Origin of the sequence: Collinsella aerofaciens (assembly GCF_015560135.1) — a bacterium.
GTDB lineage: Bacteria > Actinomycetota > Coriobacteriia > Coriobacteriales > Coriobacteriaceae > Collinsella > Collinsella aerofaciens_AN.
Genome location: NZ_JADMRH010000002.1, coordinates 147685 through 166278, shown reverse-complemented (window position 1 = coordinate 166278; position 18594 = coordinate 147685). Strand labels below are relative to the sequence as shown.

At 58.6% G+C, this 18594-nt stretch carries 14 protein-coding genes; 7 read left to right on the top strand and 7 right to left on the bottom strand.

The genetic code is table 11. The features are described from left to right. Positions 1–3: 3 nt before the first annotated feature. The 4 genes from I2H19_RS01720 to I2H19_RS01705 form a co-directional block, all read right to left on the bottom strand. Positions 4–1380 (bottom strand): alpha-amylase family glycosyl hydrolase, encoded by a 1377-nt coding sequence (locus I2H19_RS01720; RefSeq protein WP_195620894.1) that lies wholly within the window; start codon positions 1378–1380, stop codon positions 4–6. Positions 1381–1535: 155 nt separating this feature from the next. After that, positions 1536–2732: an MFS transporter gene (locus tag I2H19_RS01715; protein WP_195620893.1), complete on the bottom strand. Its 1197-nt coding sequence runs from the start codon at positions 2730–2732 to the stop codon at positions 1536–1538. A 175-nt stretch (positions 2733–2907) separates the two neighbouring features. Next, on the bottom strand, positions 2908–3729 hold the full coding sequence (locus tag I2H19_RS01710; RefSeq protein ID WP_195919894.1) for a hypothetical protein: 822 nt from the start codon (positions 3727–3729) through the stop codon (positions 2908–2910). 96 nt (positions 3730–3825) lie between these two features. Further along, positions 3826–5199: a family 4 glycosyl hydrolase gene (locus I2H19_RS01705; RefSeq protein ID WP_117646072.1), complete on the bottom strand. Its 1374-nt coding sequence runs from the start codon at positions 5197–5199 to the stop codon at positions 3826–3828. A gap of 175 nt (positions 5200–5374) precedes the next feature. Here I2H19_RS01705 and I2H19_RS01700 point away from each other — a divergent pair, with 175 nt between their 5' ends. Next, positions 5375–6127 carry a MurR/RpiR family transcriptional regulator gene (locus I2H19_RS01700; protein WP_158550125.1) on the top strand — a complete coding sequence of 251 codons (753 nt, stop codon included), beginning with the start codon at positions 5375–5377 and terminating at the stop codon, positions 6125–6127. A gap of 62 nt (positions 6128–6189) precedes the next feature. On the opposite strand, the gene I2H19_RS01695 is transcribed toward I2H19_RS01700, so the two are convergent. The 3 genes from I2H19_RS01695 to I2H19_RS01685 all read right to left on the bottom strand — a co-directional run bounded on the left by I2H19_RS01695 (position 6190) and on the right by I2H19_RS01685 (position 11950). Further along, positions 6190–7854 (bottom strand): PTS transporter subunit EIIC, encoded by a 1665-nt coding sequence (locus I2H19_RS01695; protein ID WP_195620891.1) that lies wholly within the window; start codon positions 7852–7854, stop codon positions 6190–6192. Between the two features lie 314 nt (positions 7855–8168). Next, positions 8169–10580, bottom strand: a complete 2412-nt coding sequence (feoB, locus tag I2H19_RS01690; RefSeq protein ID WP_195620890.1) for a ferrous iron transport protein B — start codon at positions 10578–10580, stop codon at positions 8169–8171. A gap of 470 nt (positions 10581–11050) precedes the next feature. Further along, positions 11051–11950 carry an alpha/beta hydrolase gene (locus I2H19_RS01685; RefSeq protein WP_195232357.1) on the bottom strand — a complete coding sequence of 300 codons (900 nt, stop codon included), beginning with the start codon at positions 11948–11950 and terminating at the stop codon, positions 11051–11053. A 243-nt stretch (positions 11951–12193) separates the two neighbouring features. On the opposite strand from I2H19_RS01685, the gene I2H19_RS01680 reads away from it, so the two are divergent. From I2H19_RS01680 to I2H19_RS01655, 6 genes are all read left to right on the top strand, one after another. After that, on the top strand, positions 12194–12757 hold the full coding sequence (locus tag I2H19_RS01680; RefSeq protein ID WP_040359007.1) for a PTS sugar transporter subunit IIA: 564 nt from the start codon (positions 12194–12196) through the stop codon (positions 12755–12757). 181 nt (positions 12758–12938) lie between these two features. Beyond that, positions 12939–14342 (top strand): asparagine--tRNA ligase, encoded by a 1404-nt coding sequence (asnS, locus tag I2H19_RS01675; protein WP_271745414.1) that lies wholly within the window; start codon positions 12939–12941, stop codon positions 14340–14342. A 260-nt stretch (positions 14343–14602) separates the two neighbouring features. After that, complete coding sequence (locus I2H19_RS01670) at positions 14603–15391, top strand: hypothetical protein (protein ID WP_195568935.1); 789 nt, start codon at positions 14603–14605, stop codon at positions 15389–15391. 160 nt (positions 15392–15551) lie between these two features. Next, complete coding sequence (locus I2H19_RS01665) at positions 15552–16532, top strand: ABC transporter substrate-binding protein (protein WP_195620889.1); 981 nt, start codon at positions 15552–15554, stop codon at positions 16530–16532. A 203-nt stretch (positions 16533–16735) separates the two neighbouring features. Continuing rightward, positions 16736–17659 (top strand): ABC transporter permease, encoded by a 924-nt coding sequence (locus tag I2H19_RS01660; RefSeq protein WP_055309412.1) that lies wholly within the window; start codon positions 16736–16738, stop codon positions 17657–17659. Then, the gene (locus I2H19_RS01655) at positions 17652–18446 is read left to right on the top strand and encodes an ABC transporter ATP-binding protein (RefSeq protein WP_055250279.1); all 795 of its coding nucleotides are present in this window, start codon (positions 17652–17654) and stop codon (positions 18444–18446) included. The genes I2H19_RS01660 and I2H19_RS01655 overlap by 8 nt, the downstream gene beginning before the upstream one ends. Positions 18447–18594: the final 148 nt, after the last annotated feature.

Sequence of the window (18594 nt, the reverse complement as noted above, 5' to 3'; positions counted from 1 at the left end):
GGCCTAGGCCCTCAGCAGATAACGCACCTCGTAGGGCGCAAGCTCAAGGGCACCCGTCAGCTCGACCGTGGGCGCATCGTCGGCAAGCAGGTCGACGAAGGAGCCGTTGAGCTCGCCGGCTCCAAAGGTATAGGGCTCGTTCACGGCGTTGACCGCCACGAGCACCGTCGCGTCATCGCAGGCGCGCTCGAACAGCAGCTGCTTGTTCTGGATCACCACGTTGCGATAGGCACCGTAGTTGAGAGCACGGGCGGCCGCGTCGTCGGCCGAGCGAAGGTGCGTGAGCTGCGTGATGAAGGCCGTCAGCTCGTTGGGCGCAGGCTCATCGAGCGCAGGGCGCAGCGCCCAGTCGCCATCGGGGCCGCCCTTTTCGCCAGCAATTCCCCACTCGCTGCCGTAGTAGACGCACGGGATGCCCGGCATGCCAAAGAGCATGCCGTAGGCGGGACGCAGGCAGAACTTGTCGGTAAGGATGCTCGCCAGGCGCGGCACATCGTGGTTGTCGACAAACGACAGCAGGTGCTTGCCGCGGTAGATGCACCACGGATCGCCGCCAAACTGGCGATGCAGCGAGTGGGCGATCTCGAACATGTTGACCGAATTAAAGCTGGAGTAAAGGCCTTTGTAACACTCGTAGTTGGTGCAGGAATCGAGCATCTCGTCGTTGACGATCTGGTTGTAGTCGCCGTGGAGCGTCTCGCCGATGAGCGCAAAGTCGGGCTTGAGCTCACGGGCAAAGCTATGCAGACGACGCATGAAATCGCGGTCGAGCATGTAGGCGACGTCCAGGCGCAGACCGTCGACGCCAAAGACATCGGCCCAACGGCGCACGGACTCGAGCAGGTAATCGACCACGGCGGGGTTTTGCAGGTTGAGCTTCACAAGCTCAAAATGGCCTTCCCAGCCCTCGTACCAAAAGCCGTCGCCATAGCACGAGTCGCCGTCAAAGCTGATGTGGAACCAATCCTTGTAGGGCGAGTCCCACTTGCGCTCCTGCACATCGCGGAAGGCCCAAAAGCCGCGACCGACGTGGTTGAAGACGGCGTCGAGCACCACGCGGATGCCGTGGGCATGCAGTGTGTCGCATACGGCGGCAAAGTCGGCGTCCCCACCCAGGCGGCGGTCGATGTGGCGCAGGCTGCGCGTATCGTAGCCGTGGCTATCAGACTCGAGCGGCGGGTTGATGAGCACAGCGCCAACGCCGAGTTCCTGCAGGTAGTCTGCCCATTGGGCGATTTTCATGATGGGCGCATCGGGGTTGGGCGCGGCGTTGGCAGCCTGGGCGAGCTCATCCTCGGCAACGGGCGCGGCGTTTTCGCGCGGAGCTCCGCAGAAGCCCAGCGGATAGATCTGATAGAACGTCGTCTCGTATACCCACATAGCAACCTCCCGGTAAGCTCAACACAACGACATCCATTGTATGCCCGGCGTGCACCCCCCCTTCCCCAAAATAAGTTGCGGTGGAATAGTTCCTGTCTGGGCCTTCAGAAGCCTTAAACAGGAACTATTCCACCGCAACTGATGAGGGGACGTGATTAGGCGACGGGCTTGGCGCGGCGGATGGCCGGAAACAGCACGGTGATGGCGAGGATGACGCCCACGACGGCAATCGCCCCGCCCGCGAAGCCGATCCAAGCGATACCGGGACCCGAAACCACGGCGCCGCCGATTGCGGTGCCCGTGCCAATACCGAGGTTAAACAGGCCCGAGAAGATCGACATGGCGACGGCTGACGAATCTGCCGGCGTGTGCTTGATGAGCTCGGCCTGGAACGCCACGTTAAAGGCCGTGGCGCAGCAACCCCACAGTGCGCACACAGCGAGAACCGCAGCGAGTGACGATGCGGCCGGACCCATGAGCAGCAGGGCCACCGGCACGCCGGAGAGCGTGATAGCCAAGAACGGGAAGCGATGCCCATCGAACAGGCGGCCAAACAGCCAGCTTCCGAGCAAACCAGAGCAGCCAAACGCCGTCAGCGTCATGGTAATGGCGCCCGCATCGACGTGCGCGACCTGCGCCAGGAAGGGCTCGATATAGCTGTAGCTTGCGTAATAGCCGGTCGCCATGAAGACCGTGACTGCGTAGAGCGCGATGAGGAGCGGGTTCTTGAGCAGCTCGGGCAGCTGTTTGACGGTAAAGCGCTCACCCGCCGGCATGGCCGGGAACACCGCTACCTGGTAGACGACCGCGATGGCTGAGAGGCCCCCGACCACGGCAAACGTCATGCGCCAGCCCACGGCCAAGCCAATGGCGCGACCGAGAGGCAGGCCAAAGATCTGCGCGATGGACGAGCCCGTAGCGATCATGCTGATGGCGAGCGCGCCGTGGCGAGTGTCGACCAGGCGCGAGGCCATAATCGAGGCGACTGACCAGAACACGGCATGTGCGCAAGCGACCACCAGGCGCGCGCAGACCAGGATGGGATAGGTCGGCGCCACAGCGGACAGAAACTGGCCCAACGAAAACACGGCCAGCACGCCCAGCAGCATCCGCTTGAACTCAAAGCGCGAGGCAAACACCATAAGCGGCAGCGACAGCAGCATGACGCCCCAGGCATAGACCGAGATCATGATGCCCGCCTGGGCCTCGGTGAGCGAGAACGACGCGGCGATATCAGCCAAAAGGCCGATGGGCATAAACTCCGACGTGTTGAACACGAACGCACAGCAGGTGAGCCCGACGAGTGGGAGCCACTGCCTGAGCGTGATGCCGTCTTGCTTTGTTTGAGCCATATAGGAAAACCTCTCCGATTATCTTGAGCGGTGGGCGATTATAGCAATGAGAAGTCTATAAAATGAGCAACAAAAGAATTCCTGGAAAACGATCGTTAACAGACGGCGCGCCAATTCTGCTTAGAAAGCAAGGTACGCAGGAACTCAATGTCGAAAACGCGGCTTCATCTTCGGGCTATCGCGCCTGCTCGGATACGCACAAGGACACCCCCATGAGCACGTCAATTTCGAGCCAACTCGCAACCGCACAATGAACTAGCAAAAGCAGCATATAAGCAAACGCCCCATAATAAAGTCCCTCATGCACAAGCGCCGTCACTGAAAGTGCCGACGGCAGCGCTGCACTCGAAACTACCCATCCAACAAGAACCTGGATAGCGCAACTTGCAACCAGGTTCCATGCCACCAGCAGCGTTGCGGGACGCGCGATTTCTCTCCAGGAGGAACGAAGCACCGTGACCGAACGCATGATGTAGCGTGGTGCAAACCGAATGCCTCGTAGTCCCCTCTGCTCCACGTCCGCATCTTCAATTAACACGAATACGAACGACGCGGAAAGAAGCGTCACGATTACTGCCACCACAAGCGAGCACAACACCCCGAGCTGACTGCTCGCAAGCGAGGCAAAGACTACAATTGCCGATAAAACCAAGTGAACCAAATAAATTAGCAGCGCCCCAGAAATCTGGAGGGGAACCGTCGAGGCCAAGAGATAAACCGGAGGGGTTCGAGCAGGTTGCACCGTCTCTTTGGACCGGTCGACGGCAAATAATGAAAAAGCCACATTCGATAGAAGCAGGTTTAAAAAGGCCGCGACCACAGTGCAAATAAGCGTAATGGACGGATTGATATAGGCGAGCTCAGTTGCAACGTTTGATACACCAATTTGAAGCGCGCTCATAACAAACAAGGGGATATATAACGCCATCGTGCAGCCACTCCGGCATTCCTTCGCCCGATCGCCCGATTCCAGAAAGACATTGAAGTTCTCTCGCAAGTTCACTCTATACCCGTTTTCTTACTAAGCAGGGCGAACGGGCGCCAATATAAACGCCGGTCCGCCCATCCATAATTTCTAGTTTTAACGTCCAGACTAGTCTGTCCAGCCGTCGATGTAGTCGCGGTTAAGCTCAAAGTACTGCGCGGCGATATCTTTCGCCAAGGAGTACGAATTAACGAGCGGGTGCATCGCGAGGCTCTCGACAATGTCGCGCTTCGATCGGTTAACGATGCCACGCGCCACGGTGCGCTCGTAGTACTTGACGCGACGAATCAATTCGAGGTTTCCCGCGGGCACAGAATCGGCTTCGACGCGATGCGGCACGCAGCCATCGGTGGAGATATCGCACGTTGACTCAATGACATCTGTATCGAGAAGGCCGGGGATGGCGCCATTGTTGGGGGTGCACAGGATCATCTGCTGCGTCTTGCCAGAGCGAGCAATATCCATGAAGCGGAGCGCGACACCTGCGTATCCGCCAGCATCTTTGCCGTACACGTCAAACGTCCACGGCTTGTCGCGATGAATACCCGTCTCGGCCGCCATGTAGTTGTTTTCGCGCATTCCGTACCACTTCTCAAAGCACGCGAGGCCTTTTTCGAAGTCGTTCTCAATATCGATAGATGCAAGCTCGCTCGTCATTTCTCGATTAATTTCTTCGATTAGTTCGCCGCGCGTCTGGGGCGAAGAGAGAACGTTGGCAACGGCGCGCTCGCGATAGTAGAAATAGTATAGGTACTCATTTGGCACGCATCCGCGATTTAGGACGAGGTCCTTCTCGAAGAACCTAAGATCTGTATGAGCATATGCCCCGTCGTCGTGGATCAAGTCGGACATGATGTCCTCGCCGTCAACCGTCACATTGCGGAAGAACGAGAGGTGGTTGAGTCCATAGCACTCGCCCTGAACCGATGCGGGATCAACGCCTTTATACTCGGCAAACTGATGCAACATGCCCGAGGGGGCATCGCAAATGCCATAAGTAAAATCATAGCCCATATCGCGCAGGGCCTGAGATACGACGCCAGCGGGATTAGTAAAGTTAAACACCTTGACGTCCGGCTTTGCGTACTTCTTGATTAACTCGCAATACGAAGCAAGCGCAGGGACGGAGCGCATGGCAAAAGACACGCCGGCTGCGCCAGTCGTCTCTTGGCCAAGAACCCCATGCGAAAGAGCAATGCGCTCATCGCGAACGCGCATATGGTCCCCACCGACGCGAATCGTCGTGATCACGTAATCGGCGTCCTTAACGGCTTCGACTGCATCGCCCGTCAGTGAAAAATTAAGCGTGGGGCAAAGCATGCCCGAGACATGGGCGGCAAGGCCACCGTAGATGCGCAGCTTCTCGGGATCATTGTCCATAAACACAAGTTCGTCGATTCCAAGCGATGACGCCTGCTGGGCTATGCTCTTTGCCAAAAACATGGAGCGGACGCCACCGCCACCTATGACCGTAAGTTTCATATCGAAACCCCCAATTAGCACATTCAATATTGCATGGTTCGCCTGTGTTTGGATATTGTATCCAGCATGGAGGGCCGCTTCCCGCCCCGGTTGCAAGGCGGGAAAGGAATTCCCCAAGGAGTTATTATTTACGCAACGGAAGCGGCCACACACGTCCGGCGGGAAGGAAGCACCGATGGTTGATAAAAAGCAGATTTCCAAGCTCTACTCAGCCGCAAAGCTATCCGAAACCGAGCAAAGCGTACTCGAATACCTACTCAACAATATCGACACCCTCGATGATATTGGCATAAAACCCGTCGCCATGGCATGCTTTACCAGCATGACGACAGTCATCAGGCTTTCGAAAAAGCTCGGCTACCGTGGCTACCGCGAAATGATGTACGATCTCAAGCACCTTCAGCATGTCTCCCGCGAAATGAATCAATCACTCAAAGACAGTAGCGTCCACTTCGTATGTCACACCGGAGATGTAGACGTATTCATCGCCGCACTGCATCGCAACAGAATGATCGGAGTAAACGGAGAGGGCTTCTCACGCATCGTTGCGCAGTACATGGCGACTAAGCTCGTTGGACTTGGCTTTTTGGCCGTCATACAGGACTTCCTAGAAACCGATCAGTTTGTCGAATCCAACCGAAATACGCTCAGCTGCATGATGCTCATATCCAAATCGGGCCAGACAGAAGCCATCCTGGAAACCGCAAGGGCATGCCACGACGCGGGCATTACGACCCTCGCGTTTACCGGCAACGAAGACAGCGAGCTCGCCAAGACGGCAGACGCGATCTTTACGATACATGACGATCACCCAATGGATCTTAAGAACGTTAAGCCTAACTGCTTTACCGGAAGTTGTATTCTCGCATTCGAAGAACTATTGAGTATCTGCCTTGACAATCTAAAACAAGAAGGCCTGGCCCCCTAAATCATGCGATAGGAAGCCAAGCCCTGGAATTGCGCTATGCAATTGAAAGCCACTTGCGCGTTTTACTCGTCACCGAGAACTTCGTGCACCTCAGAAGCGACTTCGCCGACACGAGGACCGTAAATGACCTGGATTGCCTTGTCGCTCAGGCGGATAACGCCCATAGCTTCAAGATTCTTGGTGAACACCTCGTCGTCTGCAACCTTAGAACCATCCTTGACAATCACGCGAAGACGTGAGATGCAGTTGTCAAGATCATCAATGATATCGGCTCCACCAAGCGCTTCGACAATGCCAACAGCAAGCGCGCTGTCCTTGGTCGCACGGCCCTGGACTGCCTTCTCGGGAGTGCTATCAGACTCGCCCTTTGCCTCAGCGGCCTTTGCCTCGAACTCGGCTCTGCTGTTGATCAACTCAATATCGTCACCATCGTCTCGACCGGGCGTCTTGATATCGAACTTAGTAATAAAGAACCGGAAGAGGAGGAAAGCTGCCAGGAAAAAGGCGGGGAGCAGGATAAGGTACGGAAGCAGATTAAGCTTCTCGGGGCGGAATAAGAATGGGATCAGGTCCTTGATATTTCCCTGGTACACCGAAACGCCCATTGCCTCCGAGAGAACTTCACCCAGTCCGGAAAGCGGAGCGTAAACACCAAAGTAGAGCCAGGGGGCGGCAAACAGGAACGTAAAGAGAATAGGCTCCGTAACGCCAAAGAAAACAGTCGAAATCACTGTGGGGATTAAAAGACCAGCAACCTTCTTGCGGTTCTGGGGCTTGGCACAAGACCACATAGCAAGGGCGATGCCCGGGAACAACGCGTAATCGTTAATGCCATAGCCAGCCATGAAGGCCCTAACCAAGAGCTTGTCACTGCTGGGAGAAGCGAGCTGTGCAAGCTGAATGGCGCTATTGCCCACCACGCGCGTTCCATCGACGACCATGGAGCCGCCAAGCTCAGTCCAATACATGGGCGTCTCGAGCAGCGGATGCAAGCCAAACGGCACAAGGCTCTCGAGCACCCAGCGATAGACAAACGTACCGACCAGACCGGAGCCTTTCACGAACGTCGCAATACCCGAGAAGCATCCACCGATGACGGGCCAGACGAAGTACATGATGCCGCCCAGGATGCCACCGGCGACCAGCGATACAATGGGGACCGTTCGACTGCCCGCAAAAAACGCCAGCGCCGTTGGAAGCTTGGTCTTGTAAAAACGGCCGGTGATCCAGGCGACCAGGCAGCCCACGATAATGCCGCCAAAGACACCAGAGCTGTAGCCAAAAAAGCCGAGCGAGGTAGTGTAGAGTGCGGACTGCTCACTCGCCTGAATGGACGTAAGGCCGACCTTCTGAAGAGCTTCCACCGTTGTATTGTCGGCAGCCAAGCCAGCTGCTCCAAGCAGAATCTCAACCGTCTTGAGCATGGTGAGATAGCAGACAAGGGCAGAAAAGGCAGCCCAGCCCTTCTCTTTGCGAGACAAGGAGAAGGCGCAGCCGACGGCAAACAAAACACCGAGGTTTCCAATGATTACCTCGCCGAGACCCTTAAATACCGAGAAGAACGTAAAGAGCGGCGAAGCGGCATACCAGTCCCAATTAACGCCAAGGGACACAAGGGTCAGTTCGGTCGTAAAAACGCTACCGATACCTAAAAAGAGACCGGAAATGGCAATGAGCGTAATCGGAACGAGCATTGCCTTTCCGAACGATTGGAATTTTTCTTTCATCAATTCCCTCCTCAATGAGCCTCTACAAACGACTATTGCACCCCACGTCCCCACACAGGCGAAACGGAAGACATGTTCGGCAATAGACACAAAGTGATTGTAGAAAGGGGCACAAAAAATGTGCATCGGCATCGCGTAATGCGGTTAAATCGACCGACGATTGCAAGTATTTACGAATCCGTAAACGGCAGTAAATAGGCAGCGAACGGCAACCTGCAGCGTAGGACAGTCCCCGCAGGCCGACAATTACCGGTATTTTGGCTCATATTTGTTGAATTGTTGCTCGCCCAAAAGCGCGGAGCATCAACGCGCCCCTAAGCCAACCCCAGCAATATGCCCGCCGAATGCACGACAAACGCCACGATCCAGGCGACCGTCACCTGAAACGCGAATACAGCCACGGCATAGCGCGCGCCCAACTCGCTCTTGACGGCGCCGATGGACGCCACGCAGGGCGGGTACAGCAGCGTAAAGACCAAGAACACGTAGGCGGTAAACGGCGAAAACATGGCTGACAGTGCCGCGGGAGAGGTTGCGCCCAAAAGCACCGTGAGCGTCGAGATGACGCTCTCTTTGGCAATAAGTCCGGTGACGAGCGCCGTCGATGCACGCCAGTCGCCAAAACCGAGCGGTGCCAGCACCGGCGCGATGATGCTACCCAGACCGGCAAGTAGACTCTGCGACTGATCGGCGACCACATTAAAGCGAATGTCGAACGTCTGAAGGAACCAGATGACCACGGTAGCGGCAAAGATAATGGTAAAAGCCTTGGTAATAAAGTCCTTGGCCTTATCCCATGCCAGCATCACCGTCGTCTTGACGCTCGGCAGGCGGTAATTGGGGAGCTCCATGATAAACGGCACCGGGTCGCCCTTAAATGCCGTGCGGTTGAGCACCAAAGCCGCGATGCAGCCGACCACGATACCGATCAGATAGAGTGAGACCATGGCAGGAACCGTCGCCTGCGGGAAAAACGCCCCGCACAGCAAGCCGTAAACCGGCAACTTGGCTGAGCAGCTCATAAACGGCGTGAGCATGACCGTCATCTTGCGGTCGTGCTCGGATGGGAGCGTACGGGTCGACATGATAGCCGGCACGGTGCAGCCAAAACCGACGAGCATGGGCACGAAGCTGCGGCCCGACAGGCCAAAGCGACGCAACACCTTATCCATGACAAAGGCTACGCGTGCCATGTAGCCGGAGTCTTCCAGAATGGAGAGGGACAAGAAGAGCACGACGATAATCGGCAGGAAGGTCAGCACACTGCCCACGCCCGTAAGCACGCCGTCGACAGCCAGCGAGCGCACCACGTCGTTGGTGCCGAACGCCTTGAGGCCTGCATCGGCCGAGGCGATGACGGCAGCGATACCGTCCTCCATAAGTCCCTGCAACGCCGCGCCGATCACGCCAAATGTCAGCCAAAAGACGAGGCCCATGATTACCAAAAACGCCGGAATGGCTGTGTAACGACCTGTCAGGATGCGGTCAATCTTGACGGAGCGCACGTGCTCGCGGCTCTCGTGCGGCTTGACGACGCAACGTCCGCACACGTCGCCGATAAAGCTAAAACGCATATCGGCCAGCGCAGATAGGCGGTCGGTGCCGGCCTCGCCCTCCATCTGGGTAATGATGTGCTCGATAGCGTCGAGCTCATTGCGATCCAGGTGAAGCGCCTCGGTTACCAGCTCATCGCCCTCGACCAGCTTGGTCGCCGCAAAGCGCACCGGGATGTGCGCCGTCACGGCATGGTCCTCGATCAGGTTAGCAATACCGTGGATGCAGCGATGCAGCGCACCGCCGTCCGGACCGTCGGGCGCACAGAAGTCCAGGCGACCGGGGCGCTCGCGGAACCGCGCCACGTGCAAGGCATGATCCACCAGCTCGCCGATGCCCTCGTTGCGGGCAGCGCTAATGGGGACAACAGGCACGCCCAACAGGCTCTCGAGCAGGTTGACGTCTACGGCGCCGCCGTTGGCCGTCACCTCGTCCATCATGTTGAGCGCGATGACCATGGGGCGGTCAAGCTCCATAAGCTGCAACGTCAGGTACAGATTGCGCTCGATGTTGGTTGCGTCGATGATATCGATGATGGCGTCGGGGTTTTCGTCCAAGATGAATTGACGGCTGACGATTTCTTCGCCCGTGTACGGAGACAGCGAATAAATGCCGGGCAGGTCGGTAACGCTCGCCTCGGGGTGGTTACGAATAGTGCCGTCCTTGCGATCGACCGTCACGCCGGGAAAGTTACCGACGTGCTGGTTGGAACCCGTCAGCTGGTTGAACAGCGTGGTCTTGCCGCAGTTTTGGTTGCCGGCGAGGGCAAAATGCAGTGGCGCGCCCTCGGGCACGGCCGTCTTCGCGGCGCGGGGCGAATACGTCCCCTCGCCAAGTGCCGGATGCTCCGTCGTGCCGATTGCGGCGTTAGCGCGCGGACCCGTATCGGTGTCGTGAATACCCACGAGCTCGATGCGGGCGGCATCGTCCTTGCGCAACGTCAACTCGTAGCCACGCAGGCGAATCTCGAGCGGGTCGCCCATGGGGGCGTACTTCATCATGGTGACTTCGGTGCCCGGCGTTAGACCCATGTCCAAAATATGCTGTCGGAGTGCCTGGTCGTCCGATGTCACCGATGCGACGACGGCGTCCTTTCCAATCTCGAGTGTATCGAGCCTCACGTCCGTGTTCCTCCCCCGGCGCCCGCAGGGCGTTGTATTTATGTTCACCATGGCTAACCGTTTGCCATGGCTAACCAATTGTAACCATGCATGATAGCGCGAACATGCAACGATGTTCAATCGACAGATCGGTGCGAGGGGGATTCTGGGCCATCGCTTCCCAGACAGGCCTGCTGCGGAAACCGAACCCCACTCCGGAACACCTAAACGGGATGGGCTTTCCGGTTGAGGCATCTAGCGGAAACTGCAGCCCGGAATCGGCGCTCAGACTGGGATGCAATTTCCCAATGGGGCCCTCGGGGAAACTGCGGCCCGGAATCTGCTCCCAAAACGGGACGCGGTTTCCCCGAGGACCGAAACAGCCGCCCGCTCCCTCGACAAAATGATCCATTTTCCTCCGTCTCCAACAGATCAAAACAAAGTTGCGGTGGAATAGTTCCTGTTTGGGGCTTTAACCAGCAAAAACAGGAACTATTTCACCGCAAGTTATGAGGGACGGGATGGGGCTGGCCCTCTTACTCTTACAGATGGCGCTCCAGGAAGCGGAAGGCTAGGCGGATCCAGGGACGGACCGCCACCTGCTTGTCCTCGTTGTCGACCGCGGTGTTGGCGTTGCCGAGCGAAAGGCCGTGACCACCCTGGTCGAAGACGTGCATCTCGCATGCAACGCCCTCCTCGGCCATGCGCTGCGCAAACGGGTAGACCTGCGCGATCGGCGCCGTCTTGTCGTCGGACACGCCCCACACAAAGGTCGGTGGCATCTGACGCGAAACATGCGTGGTGGGGCAGATGTCGGCCAGATGCTCGTCAGTTGCCTCGCCGCCCGTCACCATCGACAGGTAGTCGTTGAGCAAATCGCGCCCCGTCTTGCCGCCCGTCTTGGGCACACGCAAGTCAATGCGCGGATCGCGCGTCTGCATGTCGCGCACATAGGCAAAGTCGAGCAATGGATAGCCCAGCACCACGGCATCGGGACGAATGTCGTCCGGACGCGCCCCGGCAAGTGCCGCAAAGGGGCCGGTCTTCCACTGTGTTGCCAGCGAAGCGCAAATCATGCCGCCAGCAGAAAAGCCCACGACGCACACGCGCTTAGGATCGACATGCCACTCGTCGGCGTTGGCGCGCACCGTGGCGACCATCTTGGCAAGATCTGCCTGGGGGTGCGGAAAGCTCACGTCACCCGTAGAACTCGTGACATAGTTGAGCACAAAGGCCTGGTAACCGTGATCCAAAAACGCAAACGCCACAGGATCCTGCTCATGCGGAGCGATATGCGTAAACGCACCTCCGCCACAGATAATCACCGCGGGGCGGCGGCCATTCGGTTTATCGGGCAACGGCTCGGCACCCAAATACGTAAACGTCGCCGGATAATCCTCGGTCGGCTCCTCGCCCCACAGCGCATGGTTCTCGACAATCATATGTGCTCCCTTCGCGCAAATTATGCGCCCTTATTTTTCGCCTTCAAGCGTACCCCACTTGAACCCGTGGCGCAGAAACACTCCGGCAATAAGTTTCCCTTCAACTGATATATCACATAATCCCAGTTCAGAGGTATCGTTGAGCAGCGTAGAATAGGGGCGTTGACCAAGCCGCGAAACACATGTGAAACGTTTCCGGCAAACCAAACGCGCGATATGCGCCTATTTAAGTTGGAGGCAACTATGGGTCTGCTCGATTCGCTTAAGTCCACCTTCACCTCGACCGGCGAGGCGTCCGTTCCGCCCGCAGCAAGCTTCGCTACCCGCGAAGGCGTCATCTATGCCCCCGTCAACGGCGTGCTCGTCAACCTGAACGAGGTTCCCGACGAGACGATCGCCTCGGGCATGCTTGGCCAGGGCTATGGCATCGAGCCCATTACCGGCACCATCTATGCGCCCGCCAACGGCCGCATCGGTGCCACCACTGTCACCAACCACTCCATCGGCATGATCACCGAGGACGGCCTGCGCGTGTTCATCCATGTTGGCCTGGGCACCGTGGAAATGAACGGCAAGGGTTTTGCCCGCTTTGTCGAGATGGGTGATGTGGTCAAGGCAGGCCAGCCGCTCATCAGCTTCGACCGCGAGGCCATTAAGGCCGCTGGTCACGAGGACATCGTGACCGTCATCGTCTCCGAGCTCGATCGTCTTAAGAGCATCGACCATGTCGGCGAGTCTGGAACGCTTATCGGCGGCAACCCGCTCGTCAAGCTGGGCGACCCGCTGCTGGTTGCCAAGACCAAGTAGCCAGGCCCCACGCCACACAGCCAAAAGGCACCTCGTCAAGCGCCCGCGACCATTTGGCCGCGGGCGCTTTTCGTTTGAAAAACCATCCCGCCAATGCTTTATCTGTATAGCTCAAATGAGCCGAGCTGCTAGAATATCGAACTGTATGGATAACTATCATTCAACCGTTATGGGAGGATACGTGAACCGCACCAAAATCGCGCAGCTCTATGCCGATGCCGAGTCGCTCGGCGGCCAAACCGTCACCGTCGCCGGCTGGGTCAAGTCCGTCCGCGACATGAAGAACTTTGGCTTTGTTACGCTCAACGACGGCAGCTGCTTCCGCGACCTGCAGGTCGTCATGAACCGCGAGGCACTCGACAACTACGACGAGATCGCCCATCAAAACGTCTCGGCCGCACTCATTTGCACCGGCACCGTCAAGCTGACCCCCGATGCGCCCCAGCCTTTCGAGCTTTCTGCCACTTCCATCGAGGTCGAGGGCACGAGCGCCCCGGATTACCCGCTGCAGAAGAAGCGCGCAACCGTCGAGTTCCTGCGCACCCAGCAGCACCTGCGCCCGCGCACCAACCTGTTCCGCGCCGTGTTCCGCATTCGCTCTGTCGCGGCTGCCGCCATCCACCGCTTCTTCCAGGAGCAGGGCTTTGTCTACGTCAACACCCCCATCATCACCACGAGTGACTGCGAGGGCGCCGGCGAGATGTTCCGCGTGACCACGCTCGACCCCAAAAATCCGCCCCTCACCGAGTCCGGCGAGGTCGACTGGAGCCAGGACTTCTTTGGCAAGCATGCAAGCCTCACCGTGTCCGGCCAGCTCAATGCCGAGAACTTTGCCATGGCCTTTGGTGACGTGTACACCTTTGGCCCCACCTTCCGTGCCGAGAACTCCAACACCACGCGCCACGCCGCCGAGTTTTGGATGATCGAGCCCGAGATGGCCTTTGCCGACCTTAACGACTACATGGACAACGCCGAGGCCATGCTCAAGTACGTCCTTAAGGACGTTATGGCCACCTGCCCCGACGAGCTCAATATGCTCAACAAGTTTGTGGACAAGGGTCTGCTCGAGCGCCTGGACCATGTCGCCAACTCCGACTTTGCCCGCGTTACCTACACCGAGGCCGTCGAGATCCTGGAGCAGGCAGTCGCCGACGGCCACAAGTTCGACTACCCCGTGAGCTGGGGCATCGACCTGCAAACCGAGCACGAACGCTTCCTGACCGAGGAGCACTTTAAGCGCCCGACCTTCGTGACCGACTACCCGGCTGAGATCAAGGCATTCTACATGCGCATGAACGAGGACGGCAAGACCGTCGCCGCCGCCGACTGCCTGGTTCCCGGTATCGGCGAGATTATCGGCGGCTCCCAGCGCGAGGAGCGCCTGGATCTGCTCGAGGCCCGCATCAAGGACCTGGGCATGAATCCCGAGCAGTACAAGTACTACCTTGACCTGCGCCGCTACGGTTCCTGCAAGCACGCCGGCTACGGTCTGGGCTTCGAGCGCTTGGTCATGTATCTGACCGGCGTGGGCAACATCCGCGACGTCCTGCCGCACCCGCGCACCGTGGGCAACGCCGACTTCTAATCGTCGGACGCTAGCTCGCGTCGCCACACGCCAACGCTCATCGCACAAGCGTCTCTCGACATCGGTCGAGAGACGCTTTTTTTTCAACAGCATCCGTCAAGCTTTTGGCAAGTTTTTGGTCAGTTGAGTAGGGCTGTTGAAAACTCAACCCGCCGTTTGCCGACGACTACCGACCGCCCAGAGCGCCCTGCGCCCCTGGGAAAGCCCCGCGTCCTAGGCTCCATACCGTCGCCACCCAAAACGGAAAGGACGTGGGCACGATGACCGAAGCCGCTGTTGAAACCTACGACACCACGACGAGAGGTGCCGCCTCGATGGCAGCCTATCGCGCCGTTCGCATCCTGCAGCTCTTGAGCGAAAACACCGGCGAAGACAAGGCCATACTTTCCGATGAGCTGATCCGGCGCCTCTCCCATCCCGACGACCCCGCCCGCATGCCCATCTCGGCGGCGCGGCGCAGCATCTACACCGCCATCTCCGCGCTTCGCCATGCCGGATACGAAATTGAGTACAAACGCGGCGTGGGCTACAAACTTCTTACCCGCCCGCTCACCGATGAAGAGATCATCCGGCTCCACGGTATGGTCATGCGCAACCGCTCCACGCCTATCGCTATCCGCAAGAGCATGGCGCAGCACTTAGTTGCCATGGCGAGTGCCGACGTTCGCGGCTACCTCGATACACCCGAACCCGTTCCGAGCGCAGGCAGCAAGGCTACCAAGGCAACACGCACGCCCATCAAGCGCATCGACACGTGCGAGCTCGTCGAGCAGGCCATCGACCATGGAACCACGGTGAGTTTTGATATTTCGAGCGTCACGGCACGTGGCGAAACCGAAGTAGCACGGATGACACTCCGCCCCTTTGCCATCAGGCAGCGCGATGGCATCTCGTATTTGCTGGGAACGGTCTATGACGCCCGAGGTGCCGATGACACGCTGCGCACCGTAGAGATTGGCCGCATGAGAAACGTCACCACACGTCTCCTCGACGGCAAGAAGCTCTTCGCCGCCCTCGACGAGGAGGACGACGCCTCCTCCGCCGCATAAGACCCTCCGCCGCCCATTCGACTACCCGTACCGCCCATCCGATTCTGTATTAAAAAACCCGCCAGGCTGTTGTAAAAATGGACATCAGCGCTACTATAGTTCCACTTGCACTTTGTCCCAGTGCAGTGTTTCCAGCCATTTTTATACTGGGAGTAATGATATGAAGGACATCACCATCAGTCGCAGGAGCCTTCTGGTCTACGCCGGCCTGCTCGCGCTCGCCCCGCTCGCCGGATGCGGCGGCAACTCTGGTTCCGGCTCTGCTGCCGCCGGTTCCGACTACACCATCGGCGTTCTGCAACTCACCGAGCATTCCGCACTCGATGCCGCCAACGACGGCTTTGTCAAGGCCATCAAGGAGAGCGGCCTTAAGGTCAAGATCGACCAGAAGAACGCCCAGAACGACCAGTCCACGTGTAAGTCCATTGCCGACAAGTTTGTGGGCGACAACGTCAACCTGATTTATGCCATCGCCACGCCCGCCGCGCAGGCTGCCGCCGGCGCCACGGCCGATATCCCCATCGTGGGCTGCGCCATCACCGACTACGCCGCCTCCGGCCTGGTCCAGGACAACGACAAGCCCGGCACCAACGTCACGGGCGCTTCCGACCTCACCCCGGTCGCCGAGCAGCTCGAGATGATGCAGAAGGTCCTGCCCGACGTTAAAAAGGTCGGCCTGCTCTACTGCACCGCCGAGTCCAACTCCGACGTCCAGATCAAGGCCGCCAAGAAGGAGCTCGACAAGCTGGGCCTCGAGTACACTGACTTCACCGTCTCGAGCTCCAACGAGATTCAGTCCGTCGTCGAGTCTGCCGTGGGCAAGGTCGACGCGCTGTACTCCCCCACCGACAACACCATCGCCGCGGGTGCCTCGCAGGTCGGCCAGATCTGCAAGGAAAACAAGCTTCCCTTCGTGACTGGCGAGGAGGGTATGTGCATGGCCGGCGGCCTGTTCACCCTCTCCATCAACTATGAGGACCTGGGCTACGCCGCGGGCGAGATGGCCGTTAAGATCCTGAAGGGCGAGGCCAAGCCCGAGGATATGCCGATCAAGCACCTCTCGAGCAAGGACCTGGTCGTCGTCAAGAACGACGAAATGGCCGAGGCCCTGAGCATCGACCTTTCCGCCCTGGACGCGTAATGCCATACGCGGCATGCGTCTAGAGCCCGTGCTCGCGCTTTAGCCGCGTTATTCAATATCTGAGCCACAGGGGCGGGCGCTGTAGACCGGCGTCCGCCCTGCTTGTTTCAGGTAAAACAAAACGTCTGTCCGTAACTCTTCTATGCATTGTTACCGCTATTATGGTGAATCACGTGTCCACCCTATCCTAGGAGGTATGAAGCATGCTCATTGCATTGCAGGGCGCCGTTTCGCAGGGCGTCCTCTGGGGCATTATGGTGCTTGGCGTGTTTATCACGTTCCGCCTGCTCGACATTCCCGATATGACCTGCGACGGCAGCTTTGCCCTCGGCGGCTGCGTCTGCGCTGTGCTCATCGTCAATAACAACGTCGACCCGCTGTTCGCCGTGCTGGCCGGTATGTGCGCCGGCGCCATCGCGGGCGCCGTCACGGGCATTTTGACCACCGTCTTTGAGATTCCTGCGATCCTCGCCGGAATCCTCACCCAGATCAGCCTGTGGTCCATCAACCTGCGCATCATGGGCAAGTCCAATACGCCCATTCTTGCCAAGGGCACCGTGTTCTCCGCCGTCAGCAATATGACCGGTCTGCCGCAGTCCACCGTTGCCATCATCTTGGGCATCCTGCTCGCCGTGGCTATCGTTGCCATCCTGTATTGGTTCTTTGGCACCGAGATCGGCTCGGCGCTGCGAGCCACCGGCAACAACGAGTACATGATCCGCGCTCTGGGCGTCAACACCAACTCCACCAAGATGATCGCCCTCGTGCTCTCCAACGCCCTCATCGGCCTTTCGGGCGCGCTCATCTGCCAGAGCCAAAAGTATGCCGACATTGGTATGGGCACCGGTGCCATCGTTATCGGTCTTGCCGCCATTGTTATCGGCGAGGTGCTCGGCCGTCTGCTGCCCGGCGGCCTCACGCAGTTTAGCGTCCGTCTTGCCTCCGCCGTCTTTGGCTCCGTGGTGTACTTCCTTATCCGCGCCATCGTGCTGCAGTTGGGCATGGACGCCAACGACATGAAGCTGCTCTCCGCCGTGATTGTCGCTGTGGCCCTGTGCGTGCCCGTGGTTTGGGAGCGCTATAAGCTCCGCAGCTCCTACACGAAGGGGGATGAGGCAGATGCTTAAGCTCTCGCACGTCAAGAAGACCTTTAACAAGGGCACCGTCACCGAGAAGCGCGCGCTCACCGGCGTCGACCTCACCCTGAATGACGGCGACTTTGTAACCGTGATCGGCGGCAACGGCGCCGGCAAGTCCACGCTGCTCAACATGATCGCCGGCGTGTACCCGCTCGATTCGGGCGTTATTGAGCTCGACGGCACCGACATCTCGCGCCTGAGCGAGTCGCAGCGCGCCAAGTACCTGGGCCGCGTGTTTCAGGACCCCATGCGCGGTACCGCTGCCGACATGCAGATCGCCGAGAACCTGGCCCTCGCCAAGCGTCGCGGCCAGCGTCGCGGCCTTTCGTGGGGCGTCACCAAGGCCGAGAAAGATGAGTACGTCGAGCTGCTCAAGCGCCTGGACCTTGGTCTGGACACGCGTCTCAACGCCAAGGTCGGCCTGCTCTCGGGTGGCCAGCGCCAGGCACTCACCCTGCTGATGGCCACGCTCACCAGGCCGCGCCTGCTGCTGCTCGACGAGCACACCGCTGCCCTCGACCCCAAGACGGCCTCTAAGGTGCTTAACCTGACCGAGGAGATCGTCGACGAGAACCACCTGACCACGCTCATGGTCACGCACAACATGAACGACGCCATCCGTCTGGGCAACCGTCTGATCATGATGCACGAAGGCCACGTGATCTACGACGTGGCGGGCGATGAGAAGAAGTCGCTCACCGTAGCCGACCTGCTGCAGAAGTTCGAGGAGGTCTCGGGAGGCGAGCTCGCCAACGACCGCATGCTGCTGAGCTAAAACCTGCCAAAAAGGGACAGGTTTATTTTGGTAGGTTTTATCTGCGCAAACGTCAAAACCGCCGCAAAGGGACAGACGCCCTTGCGGCGGTTTTCGCATATTATGTCGATAATCCGATATTCAACCAGACATTCTGGCTAAGGACTAA

Coding starts and splice junctions, on each gene's coding strand:
- I2H19_RS01720 (WP_195620894.1), bottom strand. CDS start 1,380: ATGTGGGTATACGAGACGACGTTCTATCAGATCTATCCGCTGGGCTTC.
- I2H19_RS01715 (WP_195620893.1), bottom strand. CDS start 2,732: ATGGCTCAAACAAAGCAAGACGGCATCACGCTCAGGCAGTGGCTCCCA.
- I2H19_RS01705 (WP_117646072.1), bottom strand. CDS start 5,199: ATGAAACTTACGGTCATAGGTGGCGGTGGCGTCCGCTCCATGTTTTTG.
- I2H19_RS01700 (WP_158550125.1), top strand. CDS start 5,375: ATGGTTGATAAAAAGCAGATTTCCAAGCTCTACTCAGCCGCAAAGCTA.
- I2H19_RS01695 (WP_195620891.1), bottom strand. CDS start 7,854: ATGAAAGAAAAATTCCAATCGTTCGGAAAGGCAATGCTCGTTCCGATT.
- feoB (WP_195620890.1), bottom strand. CDS start 10,580: ATGGTGAACATAAATACAACGCCCTGCGGGCGCCGGGGGAGGAACACG.
- I2H19_RS01685 (WP_195232357.1), bottom strand. CDS start 11,950: ATGATTGTCGAGAACCATGCGCTGTGGGGCGAGGAGCCGACCGAGGAT.
- I2H19_RS01680 (WP_040359007.1), top strand. CDS start 12,194: ATGGGTCTGCTCGATTCGCTTAAGTCCACCTTCACCTCGACCGGCGAG.
- I2H19_RS01670 (WP_195568935.1), top strand. CDS start 14,603: ATGACCGAAGCCGCTGTTGAAACCTACGACACCACGACGAGAGGTGCC.
- I2H19_RS01665 (WP_195620889.1), top strand. CDS start 15,552: ATGAAGGACATCACCATCAGTCGCAGGAGCCTTCTGGTCTACGCCGGC.
- I2H19_RS01660 (WP_055309412.1), top strand. CDS start 16,736: ATGCTCATTGCATTGCAGGGCGCCGTTTCGCAGGGCGTCCTCTGGGGC.
- I2H19_RS01655 (WP_055250279.1), top strand. CDS start 17,652: ATGCTTAAGCTCTCGCACGTCAAGAAGACCTTTAACAAGGGCACCGTC.